Raw genomic sequence first — 16,732 nt, 5'->3', positions numbered from 1 at the left:
AAAGACGATATTACCTGTCTGACCAGACATTGCAAGTCAGGATTTAAACTGATCTTTGGCTTGTCTTAAGTAAGTAAACAAAGCCAAAGCCGAGTTTTGATTAAATTTCCGTTGTAGCCTACTGTTTTCGCAGCGTAAAAACGGATTAACTTTTCTCTCAGTCGCCAATAGCGCTGGCAGGGTAGGCTCAGATAACTGACGTTTTTGCTGGCAATGCTTTAGGTGCAGCTGCAAATCAGAGTTATCTGGCTCTATGCTCAGGGCAAAGGCTATATTGGCAAGGGTATATTCGTGAGTACAGCAGATTAGCGTATCGTCCGGCAGTGCCGCCAGGGATTGCAAAGACTGATACAGCTGCTCTGCGGTCCCCTCAAATAAGCGGCCACAACCAACGCTAAACAGCGTATCACCACAAAACAGAACGGGCGCTGAATAAAAACCAATATGACCTGCGGTATGGCCGGGAAGGTCGAACACCTGGCACTGCCAGTTTAGCTCAGGTACACTTAACAGGTCTCCGCCGGACACTAGCTGTTCAAGTCCTTGAATTCTGGATTCTTCTGCAGCGGGGCCGATAATCCGACAAGCTGGGTAGTGTTGTTTTAATTGCCGGATACCGCCGGTATGATCGGCATGATGATGAGTAATGAGGATCGCCGCAGGTATTTTTTGCTGTTGCTGCAGAAACGGGATCACGGCTTCAGCATCACCCGGATCGACAACCAGGCAGTAGGGGTTGTGTTGCTCGGTCAGAACCCAGATATAATTATCATTAAAGGCAGGTAGCGGGATCAGTTCTGGCATTTGAAGGCTCCATGCATCGCAAACAAGGCTGCACCTTAACATGAAACCGGCATTACGTGAAAATCAGCTGCAAGCGCCGAAACACTGGCAAAGTTTCCGGCAGGGACCGGCCTTGGCCGCAGCATTAGAACAGCAATTGGCACCCTGGTGGCAGCAAATCTTTGGCTATTATTTGTTAAAAGTTGGGGATCTTAGCTGCCAACTGAGCACGCCGGAATGCCGGGTGCGTTATCAGTTACGGCTGGGCTCTGCCAGTATTACCCCTGATGTTGTGGCAGAGCCGGATGCGTTGCCGATCGCTTGTAGTAGTGTCGATGCGGTATTGCTCAGCCACTGCCTGGAGTTTCAGAATGATCCGCATCATGTGATCCGTGAAGCACACCGGGTGCTGGTTGCGGACGGCTATTTGTTGCTCAGTGGCTTTAACCCACATAGCTGGTTAGGGTTATGGCGCTGTTTACCGGCGTATCAGCAGCAATTGCCCTGGCAAGGACACTTTTTTAGTGCAGCCCGGATCAAAGATTGGCTACACCTGATCGGTTTTGAAGTCATGGCTGAACAGCGATTTTTTTGCAGCGCCATGCTGGCACAAGAGTTTCGGCAGAGTAGCTGGCAGAAGTTTAATGAACGCTTTCTAAACCTGTTTGCGTCCAGTTACTTATTAGTGGCGCGCAAACGAGAATTACCGCTGACTCCGATCCGTCCGAAGTGGCGGGTACAAAGTAGTTTTAGCCCGGCGCAGCAGGGCATCCGCGCCAGAGAAAAACTCTAGCCAACGCCTAAAACTACGCCCGCAATAGCGGGCGTGTTCTTGGAATGTAAGGGGGCTGATTTTATTCCGTCAGTTGTGTCAACTGATATCCCTGATCAGCGAGTAACTTCAGTAAGCCATCTTTGCCTGCCAGATGCAGAGCGCCAACCAGTACCATTACGTTGTTTTCTTCCAACGCCGTCAGCGTTTTCATCCAGGCGTGGTTGCGATCGGTTAGCAGTATGGCTTCCAATTCAGGATATTGCTGCATATCTTTTAAGAATAGCGTTTCGAGCTGGCCAACATCGCCCTTTACCCAGGCCGTTTTCATCTCACCTAACATCCCTTCCAGCTTATCCAGATCATTTAAGGTCGAGCTGATCACCAGATTCGCATCGAGTTGATTCATGGCATTTAACACAGCAAGGTGCTCATCAAGGGTTTCCAGACCGGCCAGCGTCTTATTTTGTTGCTGTCCCAACTGCCAGTAATGCATATCAACGCCGGTACCGGCGGCTCCCAGCCGTTGCAATTCCAGTACTGACATGGTCATTGAAGCAAAGGCAGGTTTAAATTGCTCTAACGAGGTCAGTGGCCATTGCCGCTTTTCGGCTTCGGCTTTTAATTTGGCATAGACTTCCGCTGATAAGACTTGTTGCAGACTTTGCCCCGGGGCAAAGGTATTCTGCGACATCAGTTGCATCATGCCTTGCGGCTGGGTCATGGCGCCAAGATCGGTCTCAAACAGCAGCTTAGAGCTGGCATTAAAAGCGGTATCGTAGGCTTTGGGCAGCGGAAAATCACTTTCACTAAGTAGATGTACTGTACCTGCCAGATAAAAGGTTTTCTCCCCCTTGCTGACTTGCCAAACCGACGCGGCCGACAGCGACTGGCTGAACAATAGTAATAAAAGCAGGCTAAACTGAATCAGAAACCGCATTCTCTTGCTCCTTCTGTTAGCGGTAAGGATGAACTGCCAGTTACCACATCAGATCATCCGGGATTTGATAGGCAGCGTAAGGGTCGTCCTCAGCCGCTACCTGGTGTTCTTGCCGGCTGTTTAGTAACACTATACTTTCCGGCTGGCGCTGCTGGATCTTTTCAGCAATCTGCGCCGGCACCAGTGCATAGTGCTCACCTAAGCGGGCAATGGCTAGTAAACCACGGGTTAATTCATTATGCAACTTATCATTAACGTAAAGTCGTTTCACCAGCTTGCCATCGGTAAAGTTAAACGCCACTTCACCACTGATCTTAATCTGATTGGTTTCGATCAGCTGTTTCACCTGGGCGGCGATGGCTTTTTTCTGCAGTTCAGCCTGCTTTTGCCGGTTTAGCTCCTGATCCCGGGCGACCTGTTCCTGCCGACGTTGCTCGGCCAGAATACTAGCTTCATTAACCACTTTTTGATTTTTCGGCGCCTGCACCCGTTGTTGATGCTGCTGTTTTTTTACGGTTTTTAGTTTCTTGGCATCGGCCAGGCCAGCTTTTAACAGTTGTTCTTTCAGAGCATTACTCATCGTTAATTCATCACAGTAGGGCGTAAGGTGACGCTATACTAGCGCGATGGGCGGTTGCAAACAATTAGGGTATACTGGACACCAGATTTTTGGAGACAGATATTTTGCAATTTCAGGATATGGGGCTGGACCCGCGTTTGCTGCGGTCTGTTCAACATTTAGGCTTTGCCCGGCCTACCGAGATCCAACAGGAAGCCATACCCGCAGTAATGGTGGGGCGCGATCTGCTGGTATCGTCAAAAACCGGCTCGGGTAAAACGCTGGCGTATTTGCTGCCGATGATGCAGCGGTTGTTAAAAAGCCGGGCATTATCGAAACAGGATGCGCGGGCGCTGATCCTAACGCCGACCCGTGAGCTGGCAAAACAAGTCTACGCCCAGTTACGGCTGTTCGTGGCCAATACCCCGGTGACTGCCGTGCTGCTGGTTGGGGGCGAGAATTTTAATGATCAGGAAAAACTGCTGAAACGCCAGCCTGACATTATTGTGGCCACGCCCGGCCGCTTTGTTGATCACCTCGAGCATAAGTCGGTATTTTTACAGGGCCTGGAAATGCTGATTCTGGATGAAGCGGATCGGATGCTGGATCTGGGTTTCTTACCGCAACTGACCATCATTAATAAAGCCGCCGCTCATCGCTTACGGCAGACCTTGTTGTTTTCCGCCACGCTGGAGCATACTGACTTAGATGCGTTATCACTGGCGCTGTTAAAAAATCCGTTTCGGGTTAGTGTAAATAGCGGGCACGAGCTACACAGTGATATCAGCCAGCGCTTCTATTTTGCCGATCATTTAACGCACAAAGAAGCGCTGCTAGCGAAGTTGTTACAACAGGAAAGTTTGAAGCAGCTGATTATTTTTACCGCAACCCGCGATGACGCCACCCGGCTGGCCGAGTTTTGTCAGCAAGCCGGTTTGCCCGCTATTGGCTTAAGTGCGCGGCTGAATCAGGCACAGCGTAATAAAGTGATGCAGGATTTCGCCAGCGGCAAGTATCAGGTGTTGGTAACGACTGATTTGGCCTCCCGTGGTCTGGACCTGTTGCAAGTATCACATGTCATCAATTTTGACCTGCCGAAACATCCGGAAGAATATGTACACCGCATAGGGCGTACCGGTCGTGCTGGTGCCAAGGGGACCGCAATCTCGCTGGTGGGGCCAAAGGATTGGTCAGCACTACAGAAAATAGAAGCCTTCTTACGACGGCCAGCAGAATTCAGTGCCCTGGAGGGGTTGGCAGCACGCTTTAATGGTCAGCCGGTAGTTAAGGTGGCGCCGAAGAAAGCCGCACAAACTAAGCCTGCCAAGCCAGGTGCTGGCAAGACGGCACGGGTAGTGGCAAAACCTGAAACCAGCCCAACCGCAACGGCCAAACGTTTCTTTCAAGGCGGCGACGATGGCAGTGCACCGGTGCGGCGGAAAAAAATTCAGCCAGAGTGATTATTTTTTCAACATCTGCTGCTACACTCAAAAAGTGACATAGCAAAACTTGCCATGTCGCCGGTACGGCCTGTACAGCAACGAAAGTTCTGTTCGCTCCGGTATTTATGTTGACCACAGCATCAGCGCCACTGATAATGCGGTTGAATATCTATCAGCTCGATTACCTGGCCGGTAATATTTAAGACGCCGGAGCTCCGGCAAACTTTTGTTTAAGTAAGAGAATGTTATGTCACAGTTAATTTCTGGTACAGTGAAGTGGTTCAACGAGGAAAAAGGTTTTGGTTTTATCGCCCGTGACGGCGGCAAAGACGTGTTTGTACACTTCCGCGCCATCAACGGCACTGGCCGTAAAACGCTGGTTGAAGGCCAGAAAGTAACTTTCGAAGTTACTGAAGGTCAAAAAGGCCCACAGGCTGAAAACGTCACTGTTACCGGTTAATTAGTCTCGTTTTTGTAAAAGAGCCGGCCCTAGCGCCGGCTTTTTATTGCAGCCGACTTTATTGCCGTTTTAATTGGTACCGCTGCTGTGGTTTAAACCGGCTGGTTTAGCCAGGCAGACAGGCGGCACTGTTACTGTTATTCGGGTGGGTTAGCGTCACGTCAAATGGCAGGCTTAACTGCTCTTCGCACTGTGTTTTAAAGCCCAATTGCAATCCCAGCAAGCGAATACCCTGATCCGCGCGTCTTTGCCAGGCCTGTGCTAACAGCTCGTTTAGTAAAACCGGATCCAGATGCTGGCTTTGCGTCTCGACTGTGGTCAGCCGAAAATCACTAAACTTTAATTTCACGCCGATTTTGGCCAGTAAATGCGCCTTGCCGCTTTGCTCGAGCCGGCATTGTAAATCCGGCAATAACTGTTGCAGCATCTGCTGGGCGTCAGTTAGCTGGTGTAAATCGCTGGCCAGGGTGCGCTCCACCGCAACCGATTTGCGCTCCCGGCTCGGTTGCACCTCCCGCAGATCGATACCCTGACAGCGCTCTAATAAACTGGCAGTTTGACTGCCGAACTCTTTGAGTAGGGCGCTTAGTAACGGCAGCGGCACTTCACCACCCGGCGGTACGATATCGCGGCAAAATTGCAATCCCAGCCTGGCCAGTTTCTCTGCTGCCTTAGGGCCGACACCGGGAATTTTGCGTAGTGGCAGAGCGGCAACAAAGTCAGCTACCTTAGCCGGCGTTAACACAAAAAGCCCATCCGGCTTATTTTCATCACTGGCAATTTTTGCCAGAAATTTATTTGGTGCCACCCCGGCGGAGACGGTCAGACCGGTTTCCGCGAACACGCTACGGCGGATATCTTCGGCAATCAGTGTCGCGCTGCCGGCAAAATGTGGGCTGGCACTGACATCAAGATAGGCTTCATCGAGAGATAAGGGTTCGACTAACGGCGTGTAGCGCAAAAAAATCTGGCGGATCTGCTTACTGACTGCCTGATATTTATCCATATTGCCGCGGACAAAAGTCAGCTGTGGGCAACGCTTTAACGCCTCATGACTGGACATCGCGGAGCGCACACCAAAGGCCCGCGCCGGATAATTACAGGTGGCGACAACACCCCGTTTACCGTCACTGCCGATGGCAAGCGGAATATCACGCAGCCGCGGATTATCGCGCATCTCCACGGCGGCGAAGAAGCAGTCCATATCCAGATGAATAATTTTCCGCGTCGAAGTCATTACTGCTTAGTATGCTGTATGAATAACCAGTAATGTAGCCGATGGCCGCGGCTTTGGCAACTTTGCTGCACATTTTTAGCGCGCTAATACGGCGCCGGCGGCAGATTTGCTTTTTCAGAAGTCTGGATGGCTGTTTTTTCGGTGCAACAATTTTTATTTCAGGGTAGAATAGCCGCCAGTTTTTCAAACTGTCGTTAACGTTAAGCGTGATAGCCGCGCTCAGGAGAAAGCATGTTAAAGCGTGATATGAATATTGCGGATTTTGATCCGGAATTATGGCAATCCATGGTTCAGGAAACTGAGCGGCAGGAGGCTCACATTGAGCTGATCGCGTCAGAAAACTATGCCAGCCCCCGGGTGCTGCAGGCGCAAGGTTCACAATTAACCAATAAATATGCTGAAGGTTATCCGCACAAACGTTACTACGGCGGCTGTGAATATGTGGATATCGCGGAAGATTTAGCCATTGCCCGCGCGAAAGAATTGTTTGGTGCCGACTACGCCAACGTGCAACCGCACTCAGGTTCACAGGCGAACTCCGCGGTATTCCTGGCCTTGTTAAATGCCGGCGATACTATTCTGGGTATGAGTCTGGCCCATGGCGGTCACCTGACGCACGGTGCCACAGTAAGCGCCTCGGGTAAGCTGTATCATGCGGTACAGTACGGTCTGCATCCTGAAACGGGTGTGATTGATTATGATCAGGCTGAAGCCCTGGCCTTAGAGCACAAGCCGAAGCTGATTATTGCCGGCTTCTCGGCTTACTCAGGTATTGTTGATTGGCAGCGCTTCCGTGATATCGCGGATAAAGTCGGTGCCTACCTGATGGTGGATATGGCGCACGTTGCCGGTTTGGTGGCGGCGGGTCTGTATCCAAACCCGGTGCCTATCGCCGATGTGGTGACCACCACTACCCATAAAACCCTGGCTGGCCCACGTGGCGGTCTGATCCTGGCCCGTAAGAACGAAGCCATTGAGAAGAAACTGAACTCAGCGGTGTTCCCGGGCGGACAAGGTGGCCCGTTAATGCATGTGATCGCGGCGAAAGCGGTAGCCTTTAAAGAAGCGCTGCAGCCGGAATTTAAAGTTTATCAGCAGCAGGTGCTGGTGAACGCTAAAGCCATGTGTGCTGAGATGATCAGCCGTGGCTATAAGATTGTATCCGGTGGTACCGAGAACCATCTGTTCCTGATGGATCTGATCGATAAAGATATCACCGGTAAAGATGCTGATGCCTGGTTAGGTCAGGCGCATATTACGGTAAACAAGAACTCAGTGCCGAACGACCCGCGTTCGCCATTTGTTACCAGCGGTCTGCGCATCGGTACCCCGGCCATTACCCGTCGTGGTTTTAAAGAAGCCGAAGCGCGTTTGGTTGCTAACCTGATTTGTGATGTGCTGGATAGCCGTGGTGATGAGGCGGTAATTGCCAAGGTACGGGCTCAGGTGGCTGAAGTCTGTGGCCGCTTCCCGGTTTATGCCTAAGGCATAACTCGTGCTATGCTGTGATGGCCGCTAATGCGGCCATTCTTTTATGCAAAGCGCCGGCTAAACAGGCTGTTAGCGCCTTGTCCTGAACAGTTAGCTAGGGGGTAAAAGGTCAGTATGTATTGTCCCTTTTGTAATGCCGATGATACCAAGGTCATTGACTCGCGTCTGGTCGCCGATGGTCATCAGGTACGCCGTCGTCGCGAGTGCCTGGCTTGCCACGAGCGCTTTACTACCTTTGAAGCGGCAGAGTTGGTGATGCCACGAATTATTAAACGTGACGGCTCCCGAGAACCCTTTAATGAAGATAAGTTACGCAGCGGTTTATTACGCTCACTGGAAAAGCGGCCGGTGGCGACCGAACAAATTGAGCAGCTGATTAATAAAATTAAATCCCAGCTCCGGGCCACCGGTGAACGTGAAGTCGCCAGTAATTTGCTGGGGAATCTGATTATGGATGAGCTGGTGAAAGTTGATAAAGTTGCTTATGTGCGCTTTGCCTCGGTGTACCGCTCCTTTAAAGATATCCGCGAGTTTGGTGAAGAAATTGCCCGTCTCGGAGAGCAATAAGGTGAGTTTTAGTCAGGCCGATCATGCTTTTATGCGCCGCGCGCTGGCGCTGGCCGCACAGGGCCGTTTTACGACTGATCCCAACCCCAATGTGGGAGCGCTGGTGGTTAAGGATGGTCAGGTGCTCGGCGAAGGCTTTCATCAGCAAGCCGGCGGCCCGCATGCTGAAGTCTTTGCCTTACAACAAGCCGGCAGCGCCGCCCGGGGTGCGACCTGTTACGTGACGCTGGAGCCCTGTGCCCACTATGGTCGCACGCCACCTTGTGCGGAAGCACTGGTAAAAGCCGGTGTCGCCCGGGTGGTGATTGCGATGCTGGATCCGAATCCGCTGGTCGCCGGTAAGGGCGTTGCCATACTGCAACAAGCTGGCATTAGCGTTGCGTACGGTTTATTAACAGAGGAAGCCAGAGCGCTTAATCCGGGCTTCTTAAGCCGGATGGAGCGGCAGCGGCCTTATCTGTATCTGAAACTGGCGGCCAGTTTGGATGGACGTACCGCCCTGGCTAATGGCCAGAGTCAATGGCTAACCAGTGACGCCGCACGCGCTGACGTGCAGCTATGGCGGGCGCAGGTTAGCGCGATTTTATCCACCGCCAGTACCGTACTCGCCGATGCGGCGCGCTTAACGGTAAGGCAAAGTAGCGATGCTGGCGCAGAGCCGGCAGCCTTGATCCGGCCGCTCGCCGATGGCAGTTTACGCCAACCACTGCGGGTGATTCTGGACCGGCAGCAGCGGTTAAGTGGCAGCGAACCGCTGTTTAATGAAGGTGGTCCGGTGCTGCTGTGTTATGCCGCTGACGCCGCGCCGCGTATGTTAGCCGAGACAAAGGTCGCAGTAGAACGATTGCCGCTGGCGTTAAGCGCTGACGGCCAGTTGGATCTGGTTCAGCTGCTAACACGACTCGCAGCGCGACAGATTAATAGTCTGTGGACGGAGGCCGGTGCTGTCCTGGCGGGCAGTTTGCTAAAAGCTGGCTTAGTGGATGAATTACTGCTGTATCAGGCCCCGCTGCTGCTGGGCGAACAAGGCCGGCCATTGGCGGTGCTGGGGGATTTTCAGCAACTGGCGCAGACGCCAAAACTGGCGTTTAATGAGGTTATTAGTCTGGGGCCGGACCTGCGCCTGCGCGCCCGCCCTAGCGAGGAATAAGATGTTTACCGGTATTATTGAAGCCACCGGCACCCTGAGCCGGCTTAGCCCCAAGGGCGGCGATCTGAGTGTCACCATCCAGAGCAGTAGTCTGGATTTTAGCGACGTCAAATTGGGCGATAGTATCGCGACGAATGGTGTCTGTTTGACGGTCACTGCGCTAGGTGCCCAGTCTTTTAGTGCAGACTTGTCGGCTGAAACCTTAGCCCTGACCCGCTTTGGTGAATATAAGGTCGGGCAGTTGTTGAATCTGGAGAAGGCGCTGCTGGCAACCGGGCGTCTCGGTGGGCATCTGGTGAGTGGTCATGTCGATGGGGTGACGTCTTTGCTGGCCATGGAACAAAGCGCCCGTGCCTGGCAACTGTGGTTTGCGCTGCCGGCAGAACTGGCGCCCTTTATTGCCCACAAAGGCTCGGTGACTATCGATGGCATTAGTCTGACCGTAAATGAAGTGCTGACTGACCGTTTTCGCTTAACCATAGTGCCGCATACGGCAGCACAAACTACCTTACTGACCTTGCAAAAAGGCAGTCGGGTACATATAGAGGTGGATCTGTTAGCCCGCTATATCCAGCGGCTGTTAACCACACCGGTTGCGGCGCCTAAGGGCGGTGTTGATTTGGCGTTGCTGGCGCAGCGCGGCTTTTTATAAGAAGGTTAGTTATGCAACTGAATACCCCCGCTGAAATTATTGAAGATATCCGTCAGGGCAAGATGGTGATCCTGATGGACGATGAAGATCGTGAAAATGAAGGCGATCTGGTGATGGCGGCCGAATATGTTACGCCGGAAGCGATTAACTTTATGGCCAAATATGGCCGCGGTCTGATTTGTTTAACCCTGACCAAAAAGCGCTGCAAGCAGCTTAATCTGGCGTTAATGGTTGATGCCAATAAATCGCCGTTTTCGACCAATTTTACCGTATCGATTGAAGCCGCCGAGGGGGTTACCACCGGTATTTCGGCGGCAGACCGCGCCCGCACTGTGAAAGCGGCGGTAGCTCGTGACGCCAGCCCGGCAGATATCGTGCAGCCCGGCCATATTTTTCCGTTAATGGCGCAGGACGGCGGTGTGCTGGTGCGTGCTGGTCACACCGAAGCCGGCTGTGATCTGGCGCGTCTGGCTGGCCTGGAACCGGCCGCTGTGATTGTCGAAATCCTGAATGATGACGGTACCATGGCGCGGCGTCCGGATCTGGAAGTCTTTGCCAAGCAACATAATATTAAGATTGGCACCATTGCCGATTTGATTGAATACCGGAACCTGAATGAAACCACTATCGAAAAAGTGGCAACCTGCCAGCTGCCAACGGAGATGGGCGAGTTTGAACTGGTGACCTTTAAAGATACTATCGATAATCAGCTGCACTTTGCGCTGGTGAAAGGGGAAATCCAGCCAGAACAACCCACGCTGGTACGGGTACATTTACACAATACCTTCAGTGATTTATTACTGAGCAACCGTGGCGCTAATCTGAGTTTCCCATTGCACACTGCCATGCAGCGTATTGCTAACGAGGGCGGGGTGCTGGTGCTGCTGGGTAAGCACGAGTCGACTGACGAGCTGGTACAAATGGTGCAGAATTTCCAGGCCGAAGATAAAGGTGAAAAACCCCGCTCTGCCCCCTGGAAAGGTACCTCCCGTAATGTTGGCGTCGGCTCGCAAATTCTGGCCAGCCTTGGTGTGCGGAAAATGCGGCTGTTAAGCCAACCGAAAAAGTATCACGCGCTGTCAGGCTTTGGCCTGGAAGTGGTGGATTACGTTTCTGAATAAGCCTCTGCCAGAACGTCGCAGACTATGCTATTATGCGCGGCTGATTTTAGTGGCAGTTAACAAGTAAGGACTGGCAATGCAGGTGATTGAAGCAGGCTATGCTGCAACAGGTAAAAAGATCGCGATCGTGGTCGCGCGCTTTAACAGTTTTATCGTCGAAAGTTTGCTTAGCGGCGCCGTAGATACCTTACAGCGTGTCGGCAATATCGCCGCTGAAGATATTACCGTGGTGCGGATCCCCGGTGCCTTCGAACTGCCATTAGCGGTGCAGCGGGTTGCTGCCAGCAAAAAATACGACGCTATCGTTGCGCTGGGCGCGGTGATCCGTGGTGGCACGCCGCACTTTGAATATGTGTCCGGCGAATGTGTGAAAGGTATTGCCCAGGTCGCGATGCAGTTTGACCTGCCGGTGGCATTTGGCGTGCTGACTGTTGACAGTATCGAGCAGGCGATTGAGCGTGCCGGAACCAAGGCAGGCAATAAAGGCGGTGAAGCAGCGATGTCGGCACTGGAAATGATTAATGTGCTTGAGCAGTTGTAACAGGAAACCGGCATGAAACCAAATGTGCGTCGTCAGTCCCGCTCGTTAGCGGTACAAGGTATCTACAGCTGGCAAGTCAGTCAGAATCCGATTGCCGATATTGAACAGCAACTGTTGCTGGAAAACAATGTCAAACATCTGGATGTGCCTTACTTCCAGGATATTCTGCGTGGCGTGGTGTTACATCACAGCAAGCTCGATGAAGCCATTAAACCCTTTCTGGAGCGGCCGTTTGAAGATATCGATCTAGTCGAGAAAGCCGTGTTACGGGTATCGGCTTATGAGCTGAAATACCGCCTGGATGTGCCTTATAAGGTTGTCATTAATGAAGCGATCGAATTGGCCAAAGCCTTCGCCGCGGATGATAGCCACAAATTCGTCAATGGTATCCTGGACAAAGCCGTCCGGGTATTACGACCAGCATAACCTGCTTTATGGAGGCCGACGTAAGTCGGCTTTTTAATCTGTATGGGTGAATTTGATTTAATTGCCCGGTACTTTAGTCAGGCCGGGGCGAAACGCGCTGATACCCAACTGGGGATCGGTGACGACGGTGCTGTACTGCAGGTGCGGGATGGCTATGATCTGGTGATCACCACCGATACTATGGTCTGTGGCACCCATTTCTTTGCCGATGTTGATCCCAGAGCCCTCGGCCATAAGTTGGTCGCAGTGAACGTCAGTGATTTAGCAGCGATGGGCGCGGAACCTGCCTGGCTGTCGTTAGCCCTGACGTTACCGGAAGTGAAAGAAGACTGGCTGGCGGAATTTGCTGCCGGTTTACATGAAACTGCCGACTATTATCACTGCCAGTTGATTGGTGGCGATACTACCCGCGGACCACTTAGTCTGACTATGATTGCCAAGGGGTTGGTGCCGCATGGTAAAGCCATTACCCGCAGCGGGGCCAAGGTTGGCGATTATATCTATGTTACCGGCACTTTGGGTGATGCCGCGCTCGGTTTAAAGTTAGTGCAAGGCCAGCATCAGGTCAGTAAGAAACATCAGGGCCACCTACTGCAGCGTTTTCATTATCCATCAGCACGGGTAGCCCTGGGGCAGGCGCTGCGCAATCTGGCGAGTAGTGCAATGGATATCTCTGATGGTCTGGCCGGTGATTTACCGCATATTCTGCGCCGGTCCGGCGTTGGTGCCTTTATTGATATCAATCGAATCCCGATGTCACAGGCATTAAAAGACAGCTGCGATCAGGCCGAAGCCTTACAGTTAGCTTTATCCGGCGGCGAGGACTACGAGTTGCTGTTTACGGTACCTGAGAGTCGTCGTGGTGCTCTTGATGTGCTGTTAAGCCCTTATGGCGTACCCGTTACTTGTATCGGCCGTATTACCGGCGCCAGTGGCAAACTGGAATTAAAAGCCGGGGAACAGGCCATTAGTTATCAACATACTGGCTTTGTTCATTTCTGATGCAGAACACTAAATTTCAGCTGTCTAAATGGCAGCATTTCTTAGCCCTTGGCTTTGGCAGTGGTTTAGCACCAAAGGCACCTGGTACCTTTGGAACTCTTGCTGCGGTGCCGCTGATCTTATTATTCAGTCAGTTAGGCACGCTTTGGTACGGGCTGTTTTTGCTGTTTGGCGCCGCTTTGGGTTGCTATATTTGTGGCAAAGCCGCGGCGGATGTGGGCGAGCATGACCATGGTGCCATTGTCTGGGATGAGATTATCGGCTTTATGCTGACGATGCTGCTGGTGCCAATTTCTGTTAGCAGCCTGTTAGTTGGCTTTGTATTATTCCGCTTCTTTGATATTGTCAAACCCTGGCCGATCCGTTGGTTTGATCAGCGGGTGCATGGTGGTGTTGGCATTATGCTGGATGACCTGTTGGCAGCAATACCGGCTTTACTGATTATGCACGCCTTGCTGAAGCAGGGTTGGTTATAAGGATACCTAATCTACGGAGGGGAGATGCGACTACTCTGCATGTTATTAGCGCTGTGCTATTTGTTGCCCGTGCAGGCCGTCACCTCTTCGGTGTTCGATTATGATATTAAACACTGGACCAGTGCCAACGGTCTGGCAAGTAACTCAGTCCGCACCATTACGCAGGACCAACAGGGTTATTTATGGTTCGGCACCCTCTACGGCTTGCATCGCTTCGATGGCCAGCAATTTGAAATCTTTACTACTGAAACTCATCCACAGCTTGCCAGTAATGCGATTACCCAGCTACTAACCGATAAAGAAGGCCGGATCTGGATCGGTACCAAAGCTGGTTTATCAGTGTTCCATCCGCAACAATGGCAATTTCAGCGTTTACCGCTTTACAACGAAGTAACGTCAATACTCGAGCTGGATAACGGTGAAATCTGGGTTGCCGCCGACCAACTATTTAGTGTTAGTCAGGGGCAGGTGAAACGAGTGGAGCATATCAAAGCCGTTGTCAGCCAGCTAACGTATTTTCAGCAACAGCTGTGGGTCGCCGCTGCGGAATATTTGTATCAGCGGACCCCTGATGGTGAGTGGTTACAGCATGCGTTGCCAACAGAGTTAATGCAAACCCCACTCTACGATCTCAGTGGTAGCGATGAAGGCTTATTTCTGGCAAGTGAATCCGGGCTATACCGGTTGACGGAGCAGGGGGTCAAAGCGCAGGCTCTGCCCGATGGCAGCGTGGCGCCAGTGTATCAGGTGTTGCAGGATGCCCATGGCGCAACCTGGATCTCAGCCTACCGCAAGTTGTTCTACCGTTTTGGCCAGGAGCATTGGCAAACTGTTACGCTGGAGGAGTTAGGCAGTTCGCCATGGTTTAGCGCGCTGTATCAGGATCAGCAACAACATCTGTGGCTAAGCAGTTTTAGCGACGGTGTGTTTCGCGCCAGTCTGGCACAGATCCGGCGTTTGCAGCCCGGACATGATCCGGTGGTCCGTAGTCTGGGGTTGACCCCTCAGGGACAGTTGTTGATCGCGGCGCAGACCGAGTTAGGAATTCTTGATAAAGCCGGTTTCTACCGGCAATTGCTAGCGGAAGAGGCATTACAGGCGCAAACTGTTCATGACATGTTCTGGCCGGATGAGCACACACTCTGGTTAGCCATGGAGCGTGGATTGTATCAGCTGGATGAGGAGCAAGGGCGTTTACTGCCGGTTTTCCCGCAATTACAGGGGCAAACAGTGAGAGCTATGGTACCGGATCCGCTGGGACGAGTTTGGATCGCGGCCTTGCAGGGCCTGTATCAGGTTGTTGATGGTGAACTACATTTCTCGGAGTTGAATCAGCAACTTGAATCACGTCAGATCACCACCCTGAATCGTAACGAGCGACAGTTGTTATTGGGCACCAGCCGCGGCTTGTACCGCTGGCAGAATAACAGATTAAGCCGGCAAGGATCGGGTACTGCGCTCTACAACGCCTATATACTGGCGGCGCTGTTACTACCGGACGATACCACGCTGGTCAGTACCCTGGATGACGGGATCTTTATTATGTTGCCGGGGCAGAGCTGGCAGCAACTGCATGGCGGTAATGGCCTGGTGCATGGCCCGGCAGTGAGTTTTTACTATCATCAGCATAGTGGCTGGATTTGGGTTAGTACTCACAAGGGGATCTTTCGTTTGCAACGCGCCAGCTTGGAAGCCGCCCGCACTGAAGGATACCGGCTGGAAGAGATTTTATCGCCATTCGATCGGCAGATGGGCTCGCTGTCCAGCCGTTGCTGCAATGGCGCAGGGGCGTCTAAAGTCGTGTACTGGCAGCAGCAGCTTTGGTATCCAACATTAAAAGGCGTCGTCAGTGTGCCGGAGCTGCCGGCGGTCAGTGCCTTACCAGAGCCGAGACCACACCTGAAATCAGTTAATGCGCAACATTTTTACCCGGTTGCCGCGACGCAGCGTAGTGTGGTACTGGAGCAATATGAACGCAATATGCAGCTCAGCTTTACGGCGTTAGAGTTTGACCGGCCGGAAAGTCTGGTATTTCGTTATAAATTAGAGGGCTTTGATAAAGATTGGCACGTCAGTCCACAACGCCGGGAGGCGGTGTACACTAACCTGCCGCCGGGTAATTTTGACTTCTTATTGCAGGTAAAGTACCGGCATCAGCAATGGCAGGATGCAGCACAGGCACAACTGCAGCTGGTGATCCCCCGTCGTTTTGATGAGACATTAATTTATCGTCTACTCTGGTTATTGCTGTTTATCAGTACCCTTTACGGCTTGTTTTGGTTATACCGGCAGAATGCCTTATTAAAACAGGAGCAACTGGCGCGTCTGGTGCAACAGCGTACGCTGGAACTGGAAAACAGCAATCAGCGACTGAATGTGCTGAATGAACAACTGCAGCAACTGACTCACCGAGATAGTCTGACGGGGCTGCGGAATAGCCGCTTTCTGTCTGAGCAATTACCAAAAGACATCGAGCACTTTCAGCGCAATATCGACAGCCTGCAGCAGCAAGGCAAGATTATTGCGTTGCTGGTGCTGCAAGCAGATGGGCTGGATCAGCTGCTGGCAACTCATGGTAAAGGTCTGGCGGATAGCCTGTTGCAACACTTCAGTGCGGTGTTAAGCCGCGAAACCCGGGGCTCAGACTATGTTGTACGTTTAGACGACGGGCGTTTTGTGGTCGTGTTCCGGGAAATTTTGCAGCAGCAAGTAGGCCCCTATAGCCGGCGGCTGCTGGACTTACTGTCCGGTTGCGACTTAGCGCTGGGTGATGGTAGCCCGCTGACATTGTCCGTGTCGGGCGCCTATGCCTGGTATCCTTTGCCATTACTCGGCGGCAGCTTGTTAAGTTGGGAGTTTTCATTACAGTTGGCCAGCCTGGCATTGCGGCAATTACAGCAGCATGGGCGAGTCGCCAAAGTCGCCAGTCTGCAGTTTGCCAGCCAGTTGGATGCGTTTGAATTTGAAGAAACTGAGGATTTAGAGCAACAGGTCAATCGCTTGCAGGCCGAAGGCCTGATCTGGCTTAAGACCGAATAACAAAGGCTCCGTCAGGAGCCTTTGTTTGCACTGCATTATTATGGCCAGGCTTTGCCTGGCTTACTTTGTCTTGC

At 52.2% G+C, this 16,732-nt stretch carries 17 protein-coding genes; 13 read left to right on the top strand and 4 right to left on the bottom strand.

Annotation, left to right across the window (positions count from 1 at the left end; all coding sequences use genetic code 11):
- Window positions 1-36: 36 nt before the first annotated feature.
- Window positions 37-804, bottom strand: coding sequence for a hydroxyacylglutathione hydrolase (gene gloB / locus A9165_RS05120; RefSeq protein ID WP_008607553.1), 768 nt, complete (start codon window positions 802-804; stop codon window positions 37-39).
- Between the two features lie 40 nt (window positions 805-844).
- On the opposite strand from gloB, the gene A9165_RS05115 reads away from it, so the two are divergent.
- Window positions 845-1,576 carry a class I SAM-dependent methyltransferase gene (locus A9165_RS05115; protein WP_008607554.1) on the top strand — a complete coding sequence of 244 codons (732 nt, stop codon included), beginning with the start codon at window positions 845-847 and terminating at the stop codon, window positions 1,574-1,576.
- A 61-nt stretch (window positions 1,577-1,637) separates the two neighbouring features.
- On the opposite strand, the gene A9165_RS05110 is transcribed toward A9165_RS05115, so the two are convergent.
- Window positions 1,638-2,495 carry a TraB/GumN family protein gene (locus tag A9165_RS05110; RefSeq protein WP_065955142.1) on the bottom strand — a complete coding sequence of 286 codons (858 nt, stop codon included), beginning with the start codon at window positions 2,493-2,495 and terminating at the stop codon, window positions 1,638-1,640.
- A 40-nt stretch (window positions 2,496-2,535) separates the two neighbouring features.
- On the bottom strand, window positions 2,536-3,075 hold the full coding sequence (locus A9165_RS05105) for a DUF2058 domain-containing protein (RefSeq protein WP_065955141.1): 540 nt from the start codon (window positions 3,073-3,075) through the stop codon (window positions 2,536-2,538).
- 104 nt (window positions 3,076-3,179) lie between these two features.
- On the opposite strand from A9165_RS05105, the gene A9165_RS05100 reads away from it, so the two are divergent.
- Entirely contained in the window at window positions 3,180-4,514 is a 1,335-nt protein-coding gene (locus A9165_RS05100; RefSeq protein WP_065955172.1) for a DEAD/DEAH box helicase, read from the top strand.
- 229 nt (window positions 4,515-4,743) lie between these two features.
- Window positions 4,744-4,956, top strand: coding sequence for a cold-shock protein (locus tag A9165_RS05095; RefSeq protein ID WP_008607558.1), 213 nt, complete (start codon window positions 4,744-4,746; stop codon window positions 4,954-4,956).
- A 106-nt stretch (window positions 4,957-5,062) separates the two neighbouring features.
- Here A9165_RS05095 and dinB read toward each other — a convergent pair whose 3' ends face one another.
- Window positions 5,063-6,193, bottom strand: coding sequence for a DNA polymerase IV (gene dinB, locus A9165_RS05090; protein WP_065955140.1), 1,131 nt, complete (start codon window positions 6,191-6,193; stop codon window positions 5,063-5,065).
- Window positions 6,194-6,424: 231 nt separating this feature from the next.
- On the opposite strand from dinB, the gene glyA reads away from it, so the two are divergent.
- The 10 genes from glyA to A9165_RS05040 all read left to right on the top strand — a co-directional run bounded on the left by glyA (window position 6,425) and on the right by A9165_RS05040 (window position 16,658).
- Complete coding sequence (gene glyA / locus A9165_RS05085) at window positions 6,425-7,678, top strand: serine hydroxymethyltransferase (protein ID WP_065955139.1); 1,254 nt, start codon at window positions 6,425-6,427, stop codon at window positions 7,676-7,678.
- Window positions 7,679-7,798: 120 nt separating this feature from the next.
- Window positions 7,799-8,251, top strand: a complete 453-nt coding sequence (nrdR, locus tag A9165_RS05080) for a transcriptional regulator NrdR (RefSeq protein WP_008607564.1) — start codon at window positions 7,799-7,801, stop codon at window positions 8,249-8,251.
- 1 nt (window position 8,252) lies between these two features.
- A complete protein-coding gene (gene ribD / locus A9165_RS05075) occupies window positions 8,253-9,401 on the top strand; it encodes a bifunctional diaminohydroxyphosphoribosylaminopyrimidine deaminase/5-amino-6-(5-phosphoribosylamino)uracil reductase RibD (RefSeq protein WP_083216226.1) in 1,149 nt (382 codons plus the stop codon).
- 1 nt (window position 9,402) lies between these two features.
- Entirely contained in the window at window positions 9,403-10,053 is a 651-nt protein-coding gene (locus tag A9165_RS05070) for a riboflavin synthase (RefSeq protein WP_065955138.1), read from the top strand.
- An 11-nt stretch (window positions 10,054-10,064) separates the two neighbouring features.
- Complete coding sequence (gene ribBA, locus A9165_RS05065; protein WP_065955137.1) at window positions 10,065-11,174, top strand: bifunctional 3,4-dihydroxy-2-butanone-4-phosphate synthase/GTP cyclohydrolase II; 1,110 nt, start codon at window positions 10,065-10,067, stop codon at window positions 11,172-11,174.
- A gap of 76 nt (window positions 11,175-11,250) precedes the next feature.
- Window positions 11,251-11,715, top strand: coding sequence for a 6,7-dimethyl-8-ribityllumazine synthase (gene ribE, locus A9165_RS05060; RefSeq protein ID WP_008607568.1), 465 nt, complete (start codon window positions 11,251-11,253; stop codon window positions 11,713-11,715).
- 12 nt (window positions 11,716-11,727) lie between these two features.
- Window positions 11,728-12,141: a transcription antitermination factor NusB gene (gene nusB, locus A9165_RS05055; protein ID WP_008607569.1), complete on the top strand. Its 414-nt coding sequence runs from the start codon at window positions 11,728-11,730 to the stop codon at window positions 12,139-12,141.
- A 42-nt stretch (window positions 12,142-12,183) separates the two neighbouring features.
- Complete coding sequence (thiL, locus tag A9165_RS05050) at window positions 12,184-13,143, top strand: thiamine-phosphate kinase (protein ID WP_065955136.1); 960 nt, start codon at window positions 12,184-12,186, stop codon at window positions 13,141-13,143.
- Window positions 13,143-13,619 carry a phosphatidylglycerophosphatase A gene (locus A9165_RS05045; RefSeq protein ID WP_065955135.1) on the top strand — a complete coding sequence of 159 codons (477 nt, stop codon included), beginning with the start codon at window positions 13,143-13,145 and terminating at the stop codon, window positions 13,617-13,619. Before thiL ends, A9165_RS05045 begins: the two co-directional genes overlap by 1 nt.
- Before the next feature lie 24 nt (window positions 13,620-13,643).
- On the top strand, window positions 13,644-16,658 hold the full coding sequence (locus A9165_RS05040; protein WP_065955134.1) for a two-component regulator propeller domain-containing protein: 3,015 nt from the start codon (window positions 13,644-13,646) through the stop codon (window positions 16,656-16,658).
- The last annotated feature ends 74 nt before the right edge of the window (window positions 16,659-16,732 follow it).

This window comes from Alishewanella sp. HH-ZS (assembly GCF_001704375.1).
In the GTDB taxonomy this organism is placed as follows: Bacteria; Pseudomonadota; Gammaproteobacteria; order Enterobacterales; family Alteromonadaceae; genus Alishewanella; species Alishewanella aestuarii.
Note: the sequence above shows the minus strand (reverse complement) of the source record. Positions and strands in the feature narration are given on the sequence as shown.

Coding starts and splice junctions, on each gene's coding strand:
- gloB (WP_008607553.1), bottom strand. CDS start 804: ATGCCAGAACTGATCCCGCTACCTGCCTTTAATGATAATTATATCTGG.
- A9165_RS05115 (WP_008607554.1), top strand. CDS start 845: ATGAAACCGGCATTACGTGAAAATCAGCTGCAAGCGCCGAAACACTGG.
- A9165_RS05110 (WP_065955142.1), bottom strand. CDS start 2,495: ATGCGGTTTCTGATTCAGTTTAGCCTGCTTTTATTACTATTGTTCAGC.
- A9165_RS05105 (WP_065955141.1), bottom strand. CDS start 3,075: ATGAGTAATGCTCTGAAAGAACAACTGTTAAAAGCTGGCCTGGCCGAT.
- A9165_RS05095 (WP_008607558.1), top strand. CDS start 4,744: ATGTCACAGTTAATTTCTGGTACAGTGAAGTGGTTCAACGAGGAAAAA.
- dinB (WP_065955140.1), bottom strand. CDS start 6,193: ATGACTTCGACGCGGAAAATTATTCATCTGGATATGGACTGCTTCTTC.
- glyA (WP_065955139.1), top strand. CDS start 6,425: ATGTTAAAGCGTGATATGAATATTGCGGATTTTGATCCGGAATTATGG.
- nrdR (WP_008607564.1), top strand. CDS start 7,799: ATGTATTGTCCCTTTTGTAATGCCGATGATACCAAGGTCATTGACTCG.
- A9165_RS05070 (WP_065955138.1), top strand. CDS start 9,403: ATGTTTACCGGTATTATTGAAGCCACCGGCACCCTGAGCCGGCTTAGC.
- ribBA (WP_065955137.1), top strand. CDS start 10,065: ATGCAACTGAATACCCCCGCTGAAATTATTGAAGATATCCGTCAGGGC.
- ribE (WP_008607568.1), top strand. CDS start 11,251: ATGCAGGTGATTGAAGCAGGCTATGCTGCAACAGGTAAAAAGATCGCG.
- nusB (WP_008607569.1), top strand. CDS start 11,728: ATGAAACCAAATGTGCGTCGTCAGTCCCGCTCGTTAGCGGTACAAGGT.
- thiL (WP_065955136.1), top strand. CDS start 12,184: ATGGGTGAATTTGATTTAATTGCCCGGTACTTTAGTCAGGCCGGGGCG.
- A9165_RS05045 (WP_065955135.1), top strand. CDS start 13,143: ATGCAGAACACTAAATTTCAGCTGTCTAAATGGCAGCATTTCTTAGCC.
- A9165_RS05040 (WP_065955134.1), top strand. CDS start 13,644: ATGCGACTACTCTGCATGTTATTAGCGCTGTGCTATTTGTTGCCCGTG.